We start from the raw sequence: 15459 nt of genomic DNA, 5'->3' as shown, positions 1-15459 counted from the left end.
GCGCGCGGACCGGCCGCACGCGTGCGGTGGAGGGGACCCGTCCGGCCTGCTCGGCGGGCCGCGGCGGCGAGGCCCTCCCGTGCCCCGTACGCCGCCCCTCCGGCGCTCGCGGCTTGCGGTGCCGCACCGCCGCCCGGCGCCCCCGAAGCCCCACCGGCACCCGCCGGCACCCGCCGGCACCACCGCCGCCGGGGGCCCCGGCCTGGACCGGCCCGCCCCGTCCCGCCGCGGCCCCGGCGCCGCCACCGATCTTCTTCCGGCCACTCCCGTCTCCCCGCCCCCGCGGCCCCCCGCGCCGCCCCGGCCCGAAGCGGAACCTCCGTTCGCCACTCGCTCGCACGTTCCGCCACGCCCTCGCCGAGGGCGGCCCCGCACCCCCCTTCGGCGCCTGAGCAGCGAAGACCACCGTGCCCGCACCGCAGGCCCCGCCCGGGTCACCGCGGGGCTGCCCCGCGGACCCCGCCCGTCACCACCGTCCCGTGCCCCGCACCGACCCGGGGGAAGGCCCTGCGGGTTCCGGCCTGATCGGCGCGATCCGCCGCCCGGGGGGAACCGGCCTCCCTACGCTTCCGACATCTGGAGCGAGGCCACCGGACCGATGGCCGCGCGACGAGGAGGGGGAGGGCCGAGGGTGTCAGACCGCGGTTTCGGTTCCGGACCGTCCGGTCACGTACCGGAACCCGCCGACCGGTGGCTCCTGGTGGCCGTGGCGGGCATGCTGTCGTTCGTGGCGATGCTTGACATGAACATCGTCAATATCGCCCTCGCCGCCATCTCCGACAGCCTCGACGTGTCGGCGGCGACCGCCCAGTGGGCCGTGCTCGCCTACCAGCTCCCCGTCGTCGCGCTGCTGCTGCCGGTGGGCCGCTGGCTCGACGGAGTGGGGCAGCGGTCGGCGCTGCTCGTCGCGGCGGGCGGGTTCACCCTGTGCAGCGCGCTCGCCGCCGCCGCGCCCTGGGCGGCGTGGCTGATCGCCGCCCGGCTCGCCCAAGGCGCTTTCGGCGCCGTGCTGTTCGTGCTGATGCCGGTGCTGGCGATCCGTTCCGTACGGCCCGAGGCGCGCGGACGCGCCATGAGCGTGCCCGCCACGCTCGGCCCGCTCGGCGCGGTGACCGGGCCGGCGGTGGGCGGCCTGCTGCTGGACCACCTGGGCTGGCGCGCGGTGTTCCTGGTGAAGATCCCGGTGTGCCTGCTGGCACTGGCCGTCGCCTGGCGGGCCATGCCGGGGGACGGCCGGCTGCGCGCCCTCGACCGCCGGTCCCTGGCGGACGCGGTGCTGGTGGCCGCCGGTGTGACGGTGCTGCTGGTGTCGCTGACGCTGTCGTACGACGCGCCCGCCTGGCTGCTGCTGGTGCCGGCCGCGGTGCCACCGCTGTGGTGGTGGCTGCGCGGGCCGGGCGGCCGTCCGGTCACGGGTGCGCTGCGGGCGTCCGGGGCGTACCCGGCGCACGGCGCGGTGCTGGGCCTGGCGGCCGCCTTCGCGGCGATGCACTACGTCGCGGCGCTGCACCTCCAGCGGGACTCGGGGTTCACGGCGACGGCGACCGGCCTGACGCTGCTGGCGTTCCCCCTCGGCATGGGCGTCGCCGGGCCGGTGGGCGGGCGGCTCGCCGACCGGTACGGGGCCCGGCCGGCCGCCGTCGCGGGCGCCTGCCTCACCGCGGCCGGGCTGCTCCTGCTGGTGCCGCTGGGCGACGGGTGGACCCCGCTCGACATCGCGTGGCGGCTGGCGCTCGCCGGGGTCGGCATGGGCCTCAACGGCGGGCCCACGCAGGCGCTCGTCATGGGCTCCGCGCCGCCGGAGCGGACCGCGACCGTGGCGTCCACGCTCCAGCTGTCCCGAAGCCTCGGCTTCACCGTCGGCCCGGCCCTGGCGACCGCCGCGTGGGGCCTGTCCGGTCCCGGCGGCGGGGTGACGGCCGGGCTCGCCCTGGCCGCCGTCGCCGCCTGCGCCGCCGTCCCCCTGATCGCCGTACGGGGCCGGGCGGAGACCGCCCCGGCCACCGGCCCCTCCGGCACCCCGGCCCCCGGCACCGGCCCCGGCACCATCGACCGCGGCCACCGGCACGCAGGCACGCCTGCCCATGCGGCCGACCGCGCGTCCGCCGCCCGACCGGCGGACGCGCCCTCAGGCCGCCCCGCCCGCGAACGCGACGACCAGCCCGGCAGCCGGCCGGGCGACGAGCCCGGCGAGACCACCGACGCGGCCCCGGCCGCCCGCCCCTGACCAAGGAGTCCCCCCATGTGCGGTATCACCGGCTGGGTGTCGTTCCACGGCGACGCCCGGAACCAGACCCCCCTGATCGAGGCGATGACCGCCACCCTCACCCCGCGCGGCCCGGACGCGGGCGGCGTGTGGGTCGGTGAGCACGCCGCGATCGGCCACCGGCGCCTCGCGGTCATCGACATAGCCGGCGGCGTCCAGCCCATGCCGGACCGCCCGGACGACCCGGCCGTGGTCCTCACGTACAGCGGCGAGGTCTACAACCACCACGAGCTCCGCGCCGAACTGCGCGGGCTGGGCCACTCGTTCCGCACCCGCAGCGACACCGAGGTGGTCCTGCGGGCCTACGTCCAGTGGGGCGAGGCGGTCGCCGAGCACCTGGAGGGCATGTTCGCCTTCGCCGTCTGGGACGAGCGCGAGCAGCGGCTGCTGCTGGTGCGCGACCGGCTGGGCGTCAAGCCGCTGTTCTGGGCCGCCGTCGACGGCGGCCTGGCCTTCGCGTCGGAGCCCAAGGCCCTCTTCGCGCACCCCGAGATCCGGCCGCGGGTCGACGCGGACGGCCTGCGCGAGGCGTACGGGCTGCTGTTCAACACCGGCCCGACGGTGTGGTCCGGCGTCCGCGAGGTGGAGCCCGGCGCGGTCCTGGTCCTCGACCGGGGCGGCGTCCGCGAGCGCCGGTACTGGCAGCTGGAGGCCACCGCGCACCGCGACGACCGGGACGGCACCGTGGAGCGGGTCCGCGAGCTGCTCGGGTCGGCCGCCCGCGGCCAGCTGGAGGCGGACGTGCCGCTGTGCAGCCTGATGTCCGGCGGCATCGACTCGACCGTCCTGACCGGGCTGCTCGCCGAGGAGCTGCGCCACCGCGAGGGCGCGGACGCCCGCATCCGCTCGTACGCGGTCGACTACAGCGACCAGGCCGAGGAGTTCACCGGCGACGTCCTGCGCACCGGCCACGACACCCCGTACGCCACGGAGGCGGGGAAGTTCATCGGCACGGACCACAGCACGGTCATCCTGGACCCGCGCGCCCTGCTCGACCCGGAGAACCGCAGGGCCGTCGTCGTGGCGCGGGACTCGCCGATCGGCGTCGGCGACATGGACACCTCGCTCTACCTGCTGTTCGGCAGGATCCGCGAGCACTCGACGGTCGCGCTGTCCGGCGAGGCGGCCGACGAGGTCTTCGGCGGCTACCCGTGGTTCCACAACCCCAGGGCGCTCGCCGCGCAGACCTTCCCGTGGCTGCTGGTCACGGGTGACGAGGCGGCGATGCCGATGAACCCGGAACTGAACCTCGGCATCGCGGAGTTCCGCGCCGACACGTACCGCACCGCGCTGAACGAGGTGCCCCACCTCGACGACGAGACGCCCGAGGAGCACCGGCAGCGCGTCATGCAGCACGTGTCGCTGACGCGGTGGCTGCGCCAGCTCCTGCACCGCAAGGACCGGCTCAGCATGGCGCAGGGCCTGGAGGTCCGCGTGCCGTACTGCGACCACCGGCTCGTCGAGTACGCCTTCTCCACCCCGTGGGCGCTCAAGAGCTTCGACGGCCGCGAGAAGAGCCTGCTGCGGGCCGCCGGGGCCGGGTACGCGCCCGACTCGGTGCTGCACCGGCCGAAGAACCACTACCCGGCCACCCACCACCCCGACTACAACCGGGGCCTGCAGGACATGGCGCGCGACGCGCTCACCGACGACCGGGTGCGGGCGCTCGCCGACGAGACGCAGATCAAGCCGTGCCTCGACACCGCGCCGGACCGGCTGGAGTGGGGCCACCGGCTGCGCCTGGAGCGCGTGGTCGACCTGGCGCTGTGGCTCGACCACTACCGGCCCGAACTGGCCCTCTGACGGCCCCGCTCCCCCGTCCGCCGCGCCCGCGCCCCGTCCCCCGAGGGGCGCGGGCGCGGCTCCCGCGCTCCCCGCGCCGCGTGGACGGCGCTCCCTCGCGCGGGCGAACCGGGCCGGAAGCCGGCACGCCCCGCTCCCCGGCCCGCCAGGGTGGACGTACCGCACAGCCGCCGCCACCGAGGGAGCGCCCGTCCATGACCGCCACCCGGCACCCCGCGCCGCACGTCCCGCCCGCGAGCGGCAGGCCCCCGGCCGCCGCCCGGCCACCCGCCCCGGCGGCCGCCGCGCGGTCGCGCTCCGGCCCGGCCGGGCCGGCGGACCCGGAGCGGGGCGAGGGCGGCGGCCGGGTGTGGCTGCCGCCCGAGAAGTACGCCGAGACGGTGCTGAAGGCCACCGCGTTCGCCTGCGTGTACTTCACCGACGAGGCCGACCGGCCGCTCCAGGTGCACGCCACCTACTCCCCCGACCACCCGTGGCAGTTGGTGGGCGGCACGATGGATCCGGGTGAGCGCCCCTGGGAGACGGCCGTCCGCGAGTGCCGCGAGGAGACCGGGCTGACCCCGGCCGGGCCGCCGCGGCTGCTCGCCTCCGTGTACGGGCTGCCCGGCGCCGGGTGGCCGTACAGCACGGTCGGCGTCGTCTTCGACGGCGGCCGGCTCACCTCGGCGCAGATCGGCTCCGTCAGGCTCGACCCGGAGGAGCACGACGAGGTGCGGGTCCTGCCGCTGGCCGAGTGGGAGGCGCTGATGCCGCCCCGCGACTTCGCCCGGCTGCGCGCGGTCGCGCGGGCCCGGCGCACCGGCGTCGCCGCCTACTTCGACACCTGGGACTGGGGCGACGCGTGACGGCGGGCGGGCCGGCGGCGCCCTCCTCCCGGACACGGCGTCAGCCCCCTTCCCGCTCGACCGGGAGCCACAGCTCCGCGTCGGCCTCCGTCCCGTCCGGGGACAGGCGGGTGCGCAGGATCTCGGGGCCCGGACGACCGCGGTACGGGTTGGCCGGGAACCACTGCGTGAACACGTCCCGCCACAGTTCCTGGACGGCCCGCGGCGCGGGCCCGGAGGTGGTGAACACCGCCCAGGTGCCGGCCGGGACCGCGAGGGCGGCGGCGCCGTCCGGCGCGGGCGCGGACGTCACCACCCCGTGGTAGTAGTCCAGCTCGGTGCCCTCGGCGCGGCCGGGGTCCAGGTCGTCGCAGACGGCGACGACGCCCGCGGGCTCCTGGTCCGACAGGCCCGCCACGCGCTCCAGGGCGGCGGGGTCGATGCCCCGGACGAAGTCGATGATCGCCTGGTTGGGGCCCGAGTGCACCAGCGGCACCCGGGCCCTGAACCCCACGACGTTGAACTCCGGCCGCTCCACTGTGCGATATCGCATGCTGCTGCTCCCTTCGACGGTGAGGCGGAAGGTGAGCCGGGGCTGCGAGACGAGCGCGGCGCCCGTGCGCCGGGCCTCCCCCGGACCGACGCCGTGGACGGCGCGGAACGCCCGGGCGAACGCCTCGCCGGAGCCGTACCCGTAGCGCACGGCGATGTCCAGCAGCGGCTCCCGCCCCGCGAGCACGGCGGCGCCCGCCACGGTGAGCCTGCGGCGCCGTACGTACTCCGACAGCGGCATGCCGGCCAGCGCGGAGAACATCCGGCGCAGGTGGTACTCCGACGTGGCCGCGACCCGCGCCACGTCGGCGATGTCGACCTGCCGGTCGAGCCGGCGCTCGATGTGCTCCAGGGCGTCGTTGAGGCGCTCCAGCACTTCCGGTCTCCTTCCTCTTGCGTGCTCGCCACGCTAGGGCGGCGGGCCGGTCCGCGACCCGACATCTTGTGCCCGATCCGGTCGGGCCGGCGGCGCGCCGGCTCCGCCATGGGCCGCGCGGTCGCCTCGGGGCGGGACGGGGCGGCGGAAACCCGTGGCGGTGGCCGCCCCCGCGTGGCAGCCTCCGCCGTGAGGGAAGGCGCGCCGGGGCGGCGGGCGGGTGCCGGGGCCGCCGGAGCGCACGCCGGAGCCCTCGGCGCCGGGCGGAGGACGGAGGAGCGATGGCGGTCACGTACGCGTGGCGGGGAGAGTTCGCCGACGAGGAGCTGGACGCGCTGCACGCCGAGGGGTTCGGGCATCGGGCCGGGCGGACGGCCTGGCGGGAGCGGGTGGGGCGGCACAGTCTCGGGTGGGTCTGCGCGCGGGAGGACGGCGTCCTGACGGGTTTCGTCAACGTTGCCTGGGACGGCGGGGCCCATGCCTTCCTGCTCGACACGGTGGTCGCCCGGCACCGCAGGTCGCTGGGGGTGGGCACGGCGCTCGTCGGTACGGCCGCCGAGCAGGCCCGTGCCGCCGGGTGCGCGTGGCTGCACGTCGACTTCGAGGAGCGGCTGGCGCCGTTCTACTTCGGCGCCTGCGGCTTCCGGGGGACGGCCGCGGGCCTCATCGCCCTGTGAGGGCCGCGGGCCGGGCGGGAGCGCCCGGCCGCCGGCCGGAAGGCGGGGCGGGGCCGGGTGCTGCGTGGCGGGCCGGAGCCGACCGGGACCGGGGGCCGGCGGCGGTCGCGGTCGGCGCCGCGCCGGAGGCCGGATGCCCGGCGGAGGCAGGCCGGACGCCCGGAGCAGACGGCGTACCGCCGGTCATCCGCCGGGTGCGGAGGCGCGGGGGCGCGGTGCGGGCGGCGGGGCCGGGGCGGGGCGGCGGAGCTGCCGCCAGACGGCCGCGGGACACGGTCCCTGGGGCCGGTCCTTGAGGAAGTCCCGGTACGGCACGCGGCGCGGCGGCAGACCGGCCTCCACCCAGTGGGGCTTGCCGGACACGGTGTCCCAGCCACCGTTGGGCAGGGGCAGGTGGTCGCGGCGGCCGTCCTTGTTCTGCGAGGTGATCTGGAGGACCTCGGCGTACCCCCGGCGGCGGCGCAGCACGACGCAGTAGTGGCGCGCGGCCTCGCCGCTGTCGCGGTACGGCACCATCGCGAGCCACACCTCGCCCGGCAGCGGCCGTCCCCGCTCGCGCCGCCGCACCACCGCCCGGTACACCAGGGCGGCGACGCCCGCCGCGAGGCTCTCCAAGGTCGCGCCGAGGGTCCAGTTCCCCGTGCCCACCCGGTCGCGGACCCACAGCGCCACCGCGACGGACAGCACCGGCAGCAGTACCGTGCCGGCGGTGAGGGCGAGCGCGCGGCCGGGACGTCGGCGCCCGGAGGACCAGGTCAGGGCGAACGCCGTCGCCAGGGGCACCGCGCAGAGCACGGCCCACTCCCACCAGACGGGCTGCTGGGGCGGTGACTGGGCCGCCATCAGGTCGTACACGGTCACCGGGGTGACCAGCAGCTTCCCGAGGAGGCCGACGGTGAACAGCAGGAACAGGCATCCCAACACGGCCGCGGTCCCCCCTAGTCGGTGGCCGCGCGGAGCGTCGTCCGCCGCCGGACGACGGCCGGCACCGGCGTCCGGGGCTCCCCGCCGGTGGCCGGCGACGCGGCGACGCGCAGCGGGACGGAGCCCTGGCGGACGAGGCCGGGGCGGGCCGTGGGCGTGACGCGGCCGGACGTGTGGTCCACCGCCGCCCCGGCCCCCGGGCCGCGGGAGGGCTGCGCGGTGGACGCCGCCGAGGCGTCCGCGCCGGGCAGCGGCGCAGTGGCCGGGGGCGCGCTCCGCGCGATCGGGCAGTCCGTACCGGCCGGCGCCGCGCGCAGCGCCGCCCTGGGCTCCCGAGTTCCCGCCCGGCCCGTGCCCCGGGCCCACCGACGCTTCGTCATCCGTCCACTTCCCCCGCGTGTCTCCGCCGAGGCGACTCTCGCAGACGGGGGTGGGCGCGTGCATCCGTCAAAGTGCGTAGGGGGATTGGTCGCCGGTGGGGCGGGGCGGGGCCCTGGTCCCCGGTCGCGGGTCGCCGCCCGCACGGTGCGGAGTCCCGGCCACCTGCCGGGCGGCGTCCCGGTGGTCGGAGGGCGGGCGGGGCCGGGACGGCACCGGGCCGGGGGCGGGGTGCCGGTCAGCCGCCGAAGCGGACGTACACGAGGCGGCAGGCGCGGAGCAGTCGCCCGCGCAGGCGGGCCGGGGCCGACGGGTGCCGTCCGGCGTCGCCGGGCTCGCGCGGAGGCGGGGGCGGGGCGGACGCGGTGTGGCGGTCGACGGCGAGCTGGGCGTTGGCTTCCAGGACCCGGTCCATGTGGCGGCGGCGGCGCAGTTCGGCCGCGTCGAGCCGGGACATGCCGATCCTCAGGGACGTACCGAACGCCGTCACCAGCGAGCACGCGGACGCGCATGCCACGAGGAGCCAGAGAGTGGTGTCCACGGGGGGGTTCCTTTCGTAGTACCGCGGGGTCGGGGCAAGCGCCCCGGCGCGCGCCGGGGGTTCGCGCCCTCCTCGCGGCGGCGGCGCGGACCGATGGCGGGGACTGCCGCCGTCGGTGGTGGTGACGCCGCCGCGGGGAGGGGGCCGGGGTGGGGGGTCCCGGAGGGCTTCGGTTGACCGGTCCGTGAAGGGCGTCAGGGGCCTTCGGGCCGCTCGGACGGTGCTCGGTGTCTCAGAGGACGCGCTTGCCGCCGTGCGCCTGCCGGGGCAGGTGCGTTCCGAGGGGATGCGCGGCGGTGCGGCCGGCGGCCGGGCGCGCGAGGCGGCGGCGCCGCGTGCGCCTGCGGGGCGGTCTGGTCAGGGTGATGAGGCGGACCAGCTGGTGGAAGCAGGCGAGGGAGGCCACGGTCGGCAGGGCGGCGGCGGCGGTGTCGGTGAAGGTGCGGGGTGCCTCGGCGACGCACAGCAGCATCGCGGTGAGGGAGAACAGCAGGACGACGATCCAGGAGTGGGCGGCCCGGCGCTGGTGGACGGCCGCCCGCAGGATGGACAGCGAGGCCACCAGCCACGGCCCGTAGACCAGCAGCGGCCACCACTTGACCGCGTCGGCGGAGGTGCGGGCCTCGGCGATGTGGCGCAGCGGGTCGTAGGCGATGACGCCGCCGAAGACGCTCACCATGGAGACGAGGACGGTGGCGAGGGCGGCGATGGAGTAGCTGACGGTCGGCACCCAGCCGATCGTCCGGGCCCGGTCCTTCCGGTGGCCGGGGGCCGCGGAGCGGCGGATCGGGGGCAGGTCGGCGGTGATCCGGGCGAGGCCGGCGAGCGGTGCGCGGCCGAGCGGATCGGGATCGAGGAGGCCGGGGTCGAGCGGGGGGTGGCCCGGCCGGTCGCGGTCGGGCGGGGGGGTGCCGAGCGGGTCGCGGTCCGGCAGGTCGCGGTCGAGCGGGTGGTCGGGCTCCTGCGGGGGCGGGGGCGGGGACGTGTCGCGTTCGACCGCGATGGCGTCCTGGAGGAGGGAGGCCAGCTCCTCCGCCGGGTCCCAGGAGGCGTCCAGCAGACCGCCCGGCCCGCCGTACCCGGCGAGGTCGGGCGCCGGGCCGTACCCGGCGAGGTGGGGCGCCGGGCCGTATCCGGCGAGGTCGGGCCTCGGCGCGGGCGGTTCCTCGTGGGGCCGTCCCCACACCTGGTTGCCGCCGCGGTCGTAGGGGCCGTAGGGCGGGCCGTACGGGGTGCCGTAGGACTCTCCGGCGCCGAAGTCACGCATGCTCGCGCAGTCCCGCCCGCTCCCCGGCCGCGGTGGACCGCGGACCGGGTGCCGGGCCCCCGCCTCGGGCCGCCGCCACGACCGGGCCCGCGGCGTTCGCGGAACCGGTCCGCGCTTCCGGCCGGCCGTTCGCCGCGGCGAACCCCTGGGGGGACAGATCGGCATTTCCCCAGGAACTCGAGAAGTCGCGTTCAATTCGCTCCATCGTGGAGACGAATTCCTCGAGGACGGAAGCGGACCAGGTGAGCGGGATCGCCTCGTCGCTGCTCCAGAGTTTCCCCAGGGCGCCGCCGGGCAAGGTCGACGCGGGAATGAAGACGAATTCACCCATGGCCACGGAACTGTGCGCCCAGGCAGGAATCCTGGCGCGACCGGGGGTGGAGCTTTCGGTGAGCGTTGCTGCCATATCCCGCCTAACGCAACCCTCATCCCCTGGATGCGCGGCATCCGGGTGACGGCGGCACTCCGTCCGTGTGAACGTCTGGCGTTTTATCAGTTCTGCACCTCGGGAAGGTGCTGCGCGACTCCGACAACCCCCGGCAAATCGCCCACGATTCGGCGTTGATCATATTCTTTCCGGTCTATACGGAGCGGCTCCCGGCGGCTTATTCGGGGCTTTCACGGCGCACGGCGGGACACCTCGGCGCCGCCCGGCGCGGACCCGGCGCGCCCCGCGCCACCGGCGCGCACGGGCCACCGCACCCGCGCCCCCCACTCCCCCACGTGCACGCACGCCGCCGCCTCACCCGCCGCCCCCGACCGGCTCCCCACCGGCTCGCGGACCGCCGGGCCCGACCGACCGGCCGCGCCGGCACATGGTTGGCGGGTATTGGCATGGACCTGACCGCCGACGGGTCACTAGGCTCGCCGCCACGCAGCCGTGAGAGCGCTCTCAGGGCTGTGAACGGCCTGTCAGCCCGCTGGAAGGGAATCACGTGAGACGTACGACGACCCTCCGCACCGCCCTGTCCACCGCCCTGCTCCTCGCCACGGCGGCCCTCGGCTTCACCCCGGCATCGGCCGCCACCGCCACCGGCTCCGCGGCCCCGGCCGCATCGGCCGTGTCCGCCCGCTCCTCCGACTCCCCGGCCCCCGCGGCCTCGCGGCTCTCCCCCGGCCTCCTCACCGCCCTGGGGCGCGATCTGGGCCTCACCGAGGCGGCGGCCGCCGACCGGCTGCGGGCGGAGTCGGCGGCGCGGGCCGTCGAAGCCCCGGCGCGACGGGCCGCCGGGGCCGCCTACGGCGGCTCCTGGTTCGACGCCGGATCCGGCCGGCTGACCGTCGCGCTGACCGACCGGGCGCGGCGGGCCGCCGTCGAGGCCGCCGGCGCCGACACCGTGCTGGTGCGCCGCACCGCGCGGGCGCTCGACGCCGCCAAGGCGCGGATCGACCGCCTCGACGCCCCGGCCGGCGTGGCGAGCTGGCACGTCGACCCCGAGGCGAACGCCGTCGCCGTCAACGTCGTGGACGACCGGCGCGGCGACCCGGCCGTGCGCGCGTTCGTGGAGCGCGCCCGGCAGGCGGGCCCGGTGGCCGTGCGGACCACCGGGGAGGCGCCCCGGACCTTCGCCGCGGGCACCGTCGGCGGCGACCCCTACTACACGGGCAACGTCCGCTGCTCCATCGGCTTCTCGGTGCACGGCGGCTTCGTCACGGCCGGGCACTGCGGCTCGCGCGGCGCGGCCGTGTACGGCTGGGACCGCAGCTACGTCGGGACCTTCCAGGGGTCGTCGTTCCCCGGTGACGACTACGCCTGGGTGAGCGTCGGCAGCGGCTGGTGGACGGTGCCGGTCGTGCTGGGCTGGGGAACCGTCCCCGACCAGCTCGTCCGCGGTTCGGCCGAGGCGCCGATCGGCTCGTCGGTCTGCCGTTCGGGCTCCACCACGCGCTGGCACTGCGGCACCGTCCTCGCCAGGAACGAGACCGTCAACTACAGCCAGGGGGCGGTCCACCAGATGACGAAGACCAGTGTGTGCGCCGAACCGGGCGACTCCGGAGGCTCGTTCATCAGCGGCGACCAGGCGCAGGGCGTCACCTCGGGCGGCTGGGGCAACTGCTCGGGCGGCGGCCAGACCTGGCACCAGCCCGTCAACGAGATCCTGAACCGGTACGGCCTGCGCCTCCACACCGCCTGACCGCGGGGGCCGGGGGCGGCCGGACCCGCAGCCCGGGGGCGGGCGCCCGGCACCCGCGGCGGTACGGGCCGGGCGCCCGGCCCGTACCGCCGCGGACTCGTACCACCTGCCCGGAACCCCGGGCTGCGGGCTGCGGGCCTGGGGCCGCCTGGGGCTCGGGCCCTCCGGGCCTGGGGCTCAGGGCTCGGGCATCCGGGCCGCGGGCTTCGGGCTTGTGGCTCAGGGCTCGGCACTCCCGGCTGCGGGCTCCGGTTCCGGCCCCGGCCTCCGGAGGGGCCGCGTCCGGGGCGGGGCGTCCCGTGCCCCGCCCCCGCTCCGCCGCCCGTGCGGGCGGACCGGGGCACCCGGTCTCGCGGCCTCCGGTCCGGCGAGGGCCGGGGACACCGGGCGCCGGTCAGGCACCCGGTGTCCCCGGCGGCGCGGACGCGTGCCCCGCACACCGCCCCGGCCGCCCGCGCCCCTCCCGCCGGTCCCGGCCGGCGAGGGCCGGGAAGCCGGGGCGGCGGCTGTTTCGCACGGTCCGCGAGTGGTACCCGCGAGCCCGACACGCTATCCGGGCGGGCCCCGGGTGCACGAGGGCACGACGGTCCGCAGCCGAAGGAGGAGTGGCTTATGACTGATGCCGGTCGGGTTCGCCAATCGGGCGAGGTGGCGAGGGAACAGGCCTCGGCCACGGCCTCTCGCGCCGGGCAGGCGGGCCGCGAGGTGGCGGGGAGCGCCGCCGAGCAGGCGAAGGCGGTGGCCGGTGAGGCCCGCCAGCAGGTGGGCAGCGCCGTCCACGACCTCCGCCGGCGCGTCAGGGACGAGGGCCGGGGGCAGACGGAGCGGCTCGCCGGGACCGTACGGCGGTGGGCGGACGACCTGGAGGGCATGGCCGGCGGCGCGGCGGACGACTCGCCCGCGCGCGGCCTGGTGGCCCAGGTCGCGGACGGCGGGCACCGGGCCGCCGACTACCTGGAGGAGCACGGCGTGGACGGGCTCGTGGGCGACCTGCAGGACTTCGCCCGCCGCAGGCCCGGCGCCTTCCTCGGCGGCGCCGTGCTGGCGGGGCTCGTGGCCGGCCGGGTCATGAAGGCCGGCAAGGCGGCGCACTCCGGCGACGGCGACGCGCGCCGTACGTCCCCCGAAGCCCCGGAGCCGGCCCTGCAGGCGGGCGAGCCGCCCCGCGCGGAGCTGCCGGAGTATCCGGACTACCCCCGGGTGGTGTGACATGGCGACGCTCTCCCCGCGCGCCCGGCGCGGCGCGCACACCCCGCCGTCGCAGGAGGTGCGCTCGGCGGACCGCTCCGCCGGTGAGCTGCTGGCCGCCGTGACGGCGGACGCCCAGCACCTGCTGCGGCAGGAGGTGCTGCTGGCGAAGACCGAGATCCGGGAGGAGGCCGCGAAGGCGGGGAAGGCCGCCGGGATGTTCGGCGGAGCGGGCTTCGCCGGGTACATGGTGGCGCTGTTCCTGTCGCTGGCGGCCGTCTTCGGGCTGGCGAACGTGATGGACGCGGGCTGGGCCGCGCTCGTCGTCACCGCCGTGTGGGCGGTGGCGGCGGCCGTGCTGTTCCTGCTCGGCCGGTCCCGTATGCGCGAGGTGTCGCCGAAGCCGGAGCGGACGATCGAGACGCTGAAGGAGGACGCACAGTGGGCACGTCACCCGACCAAGTGAGGGCCGACATCGAAGCGACCCGCGACAGGCTGTCGCAGAACGTCGACCGGCTGGCCGACCGGGCCAGCCCGAAGCGGATGGTGCGCCGGCGTACGGACCGGGCCCGCTCGGCGGCGTCGGGCCTGCGCGCCCGCGTGATGGGCGCCGCGTCGGACACCGGCGATGCCGCGGCCGGCCGCACCCGCCACGCGGCGGACCGCACCCGCCGGGCGGCGCACTCCGCTCAGGAGGGCGCGGGTCATGTCGGCGAGGCCGTGCGGCACGCCCCGGAGCGGGCCATGCGGCAGGCCGAGGGCAATCCGCTGGCCGCCGGGGTCATCGCGTTCGGCGCCGGGATGCTCGCCGCGTCGCTGCTCCCCGAGACGGAGTCCGAGCAGCGGGCGGCGGAACGGGTCGCCGACCGGGCCGGCGAAGCGGTCGGGCCGGTGAAGGCCGCGGCGGCGGAGTCGGCGCAGCGACTGAGGGAGGAGGCCGCGCAGACCGCGCGGGAGACGGCCGCGCACGTCAAGGAGACGGCGACGGAGGCCGCCCGTACGACCGGCGAGCAGGCCCGCGACGAGGCCGCGCACCTCAGGGAGCAGGCGCGGGAGTCCGGGCAGCACGTCGCGGGCGAGGTGCGCGGGCAGGGGTCCGGGGGCGCGCCGGGCGCCACCTGACGCCACCGCGTCCCCGACCAGTCGGCGCCGGGCCGGTCCGCGCCCCCCGGACCGGCCCGGCGCCGTCCCGTGCCGCACGAGGCGTGAGGAGGAGGCATGGACAGCGAGCACCCCCACCGGCCCGACGACTCCCCCGAGGCGGGGCAGGATCCCGCAGGAGCACCCGAGAGGCGGCGGACGCCCGGAGGAACCGCACCCGCCGAAACGGAACGGGCGCCCGCAGCCGCACCCGGCACGGGACGGGCCCGCCGGGACGGAAGCGCGCCGGAGGATCACCGCGCCGGCGGGGACCCCGGGGCGGAACGGGCGCCCAGCGGGACGCGGGAGCCCCCGGAGGGCCCGGCGCACCTACCGCGCCGGTCCTGGGGGGCCGTGCTGAAACGCACCGGCAGGGAGTTCAAGCGGGACGACCTGACCGACCGGGCCGCCGCGCTCACCTACTACGGGGTGCTCGCGATCTTCCCCGCGCTGCTGGCCCTGCTGTCGGTCCTCGGGCTCATGGGCACGTCCACGATCCGCCCGCTCATCGACAACGTGGCGACCCTGGCCCCGGGCGCCGTCCGCGACGTGCTCACCAGTGTGCTGGAGCAGCTGGAGGGCGGCCAGGGCCGGGCCGGGATCGCCCTCGTCGTCGGCCTCGCCGTGGCGCTGTGGTCGGCTTCCGGGTACGTGGCCGCGTTCATGCGGGCGTCCAACGCCGTGTACGACATCGGCGAGGGGCGGCCGGCGTGGAAGACGCTGCCCGTGCGGCTGGCCGTCACCGTCGTGCTGGTGGTCCTGCTGGCCCTGATCGCCGTCGGCATGGTCTTCACCGGCACCCTCGCCCGCCGCGCCGGGGACGTGCTGGGACTGGGCGACACGGCCGTCACCGTGTGGAACATCGCCAAGTGGCCGGTGATGGTCGTGCTGTTCAGCCTGATCATCGCCCTGCTGTACTGGGCGGCCCCGAACGTGCGGCGCCGCTTCCGCTGGGTGGTCCCCGGCGGCCTGCTGGCGATGCTGATCTGGATGGCGGCGTCGGCCGTGTTCGCCCTGTACGTGGCCAACTTCTCCAGCTACGACCGGACGTACGGGAGCCTGGCGGCCGTGATCGTGTTCCTGATCTGGCTGTGGATCTCCAACATCGCCCTCCTGCTCGGGCTGGAGTTCAACGCGGAGCTGGAGCGGGAGCGGGCGATCTCGGCCGGCCACCCGCCGGCCGCGGAGCCGTACGCCGAGCCGAGGGACACCCGGAAGCTCTGAACCTCCCCGCGGGCGCCGCCCGCGCCCCCTGCGGGCCGCCGCTCCCGACCGCCGCGCCGCGCCCGCCCGCGCCGGGCCCCGCCCGGCGCGGCGCCGTCCCGTCCGCGTGAGCCGCGTCTCACCGAGGCGGCCCGGCTTGTCTATGCAACTAGTTGCATAGCAGG

At 77.4% G+C, this 15459-nt stretch carries 15 protein-coding genes; 9 read left to right on the top strand and 6 right to left on the bottom strand.

Annotation, left to right across the window (positions count from 1 at the left end; genetic code table 11):
- Nucleotides 1-727: 727 nt before the first annotated feature.
- From CP974_RS27970 to CP974_RS27960, 3 genes are all read left to right on the top strand, one after another.
- Nucleotides 728-2227, top strand: a complete 1500-nt coding sequence (locus CP974_RS27970; protein WP_256366441.1) for an MFS transporter — start codon at nt 728-730, stop codon at nt 2225-2227.
- Nucleotides 2228-2242: 15 nt separating this feature from the next.
- Complete coding sequence (gene asnB, locus CP974_RS27965; protein WP_031136568.1) at nt 2243-4069, top strand: asparagine synthase (glutamine-hydrolyzing); 1827 nt, start codon at nt 2243-2245, stop codon at nt 4067-4069.
- Between the two features lie 194 nt (nt 4070-4263).
- Entirely contained in the window at nt 4264-4914 is a 651-nt protein-coding gene (locus CP974_RS27960) for an NUDIX domain-containing protein (RefSeq protein ID WP_079140373.1), read from the top strand.
- 40 nt (nt 4915-4954) lie between these two features.
- Here CP974_RS27960 and CP974_RS27955 read toward each other — a convergent pair whose 3' ends face one another.
- Nucleotides 4955-5821 carry an AraC family transcriptional regulator gene (locus CP974_RS27955; protein WP_031130200.1) on the bottom strand — a complete coding sequence of 289 codons (867 nt, stop codon included), beginning with the start codon at nt 5819-5821 and terminating at the stop codon, nt 4955-4957.
- 281 nt (nt 5822-6102) lie between these two features.
- Here CP974_RS27955 and CP974_RS27950 point away from each other — a divergent pair, with 281 nt between their 5' ends.
- The gene (locus CP974_RS27950; protein ID WP_031130201.1) at nt 6103-6498 is read left to right on the top strand and encodes a GNAT family N-acetyltransferase; all 396 of its coding nucleotides are present in this window, start codon (nt 6103-6105) and stop codon (nt 6496-6498) included.
- Nucleotides 6499-6681: 183 nt separating this feature from the next.
- Here CP974_RS27950 and CP974_RS27945 read toward each other — a convergent pair whose 3' ends face one another.
- From CP974_RS27945 to CP974_RS27925, 5 genes are all read right to left on the bottom strand, one after another.
- A complete protein-coding gene (locus CP974_RS27945) occupies nt 6682-7422 on the bottom strand; it encodes a cytochrome d ubiquinol oxidase subunit II (RefSeq protein ID WP_140160854.1) in 741 nt (246 codons plus the stop codon).
- Nucleotides 7423-7436: 14 nt separating this feature from the next.
- A complete protein-coding gene (locus tag CP974_RS27940) occupies nt 7437-7802 on the bottom strand; it encodes a hypothetical protein (RefSeq protein WP_031130203.1) in 366 nt (121 codons plus the stop codon).
- A gap of 236 nt (nt 7803-8038) precedes the next feature.
- Nucleotides 8039-8341, bottom strand: a complete 303-nt coding sequence (locus tag CP974_RS27935; RefSeq protein ID WP_031130204.1) for a hypothetical protein — start codon at nt 8339-8341, stop codon at nt 8039-8041.
- Nucleotides 8342-8573: 232 nt separating this feature from the next.
- Complete coding sequence (locus CP974_RS29855; protein ID WP_051839244.1) at nt 8574-9608, bottom strand: DUF2637 domain-containing protein; 1035 nt, start codon at nt 9606-9608, stop codon at nt 8574-8576.
- A complete protein-coding gene (locus tag CP974_RS27925; protein WP_140160855.1) occupies nt 9601-9939 on the bottom strand; it encodes a hypothetical protein in 339 nt (112 codons plus the stop codon). Before CP974_RS27925 ends, CP974_RS29855 begins: the two co-directional genes overlap by 8 nt.
- A gap of 604 nt (nt 9940-10543) precedes the next feature.
- Between CP974_RS27925 and CP974_RS27920 the strand changes: the two genes are divergently transcribed.
- The 5 genes from CP974_RS27920 (at nt 10544) to CP974_RS27900 (ending at nt 15295) form a co-directional block, all read left to right on the top strand.
- Nucleotides 10544-11743: a S1 family peptidase gene (locus CP974_RS27920; protein WP_031130207.1), complete on the top strand. Its 1200-nt coding sequence runs from the start codon at nt 10544-10546 to the stop codon at nt 11741-11743.
- A 612-nt stretch (nt 11744-12355) separates the two neighbouring features.
- Complete coding sequence (locus CP974_RS27915) at nt 12356-12952, top strand: hypothetical protein (RefSeq protein WP_223844604.1); 597 nt, start codon at nt 12356-12358, stop codon at nt 12950-12952.
- A gap of 1 nt (nt 12953) precedes the next feature.
- On the top strand, nt 12954-13397 hold the full coding sequence (locus CP974_RS27910; RefSeq protein WP_031130209.1) for a phage holin family protein: 444 nt from the start codon (nt 12954-12956) through the stop codon (nt 13395-13397).
- Nucleotides 13373-14053 carry a DUF3618 domain-containing protein gene (locus CP974_RS27905; RefSeq protein WP_037937411.1) on the top strand — a complete coding sequence of 227 codons (681 nt, stop codon included), beginning with the start codon at nt 13373-13375 and terminating at the stop codon, nt 14051-14053. The genes CP974_RS27910 and CP974_RS27905 overlap by 25 nt, the downstream gene beginning before the upstream one ends.
- 372 nt (nt 14054-14425) lie before the next feature.
- Complete coding sequence (locus CP974_RS27900; protein WP_037937413.1) at nt 14426-15295, top strand: YihY/virulence factor BrkB family protein; 870 nt, start codon at nt 14426-14428, stop codon at nt 15293-15295.
- Nucleotides 15296-15459: the final 164 nt, after the last annotated feature.

The organism is Streptomyces fradiae ATCC 10745 = DSM 40063 (genome assembly GCF_008704425.1).
Lineage (GTDB): Bacteria > Actinomycetota > Actinomycetes > Streptomycetales > Streptomycetaceae > Streptomyces > Streptomyces fradiae.
Note: the sequence above shows the minus strand (reverse complement) of the source record. Positions and strands in the feature narration are given on the sequence as shown.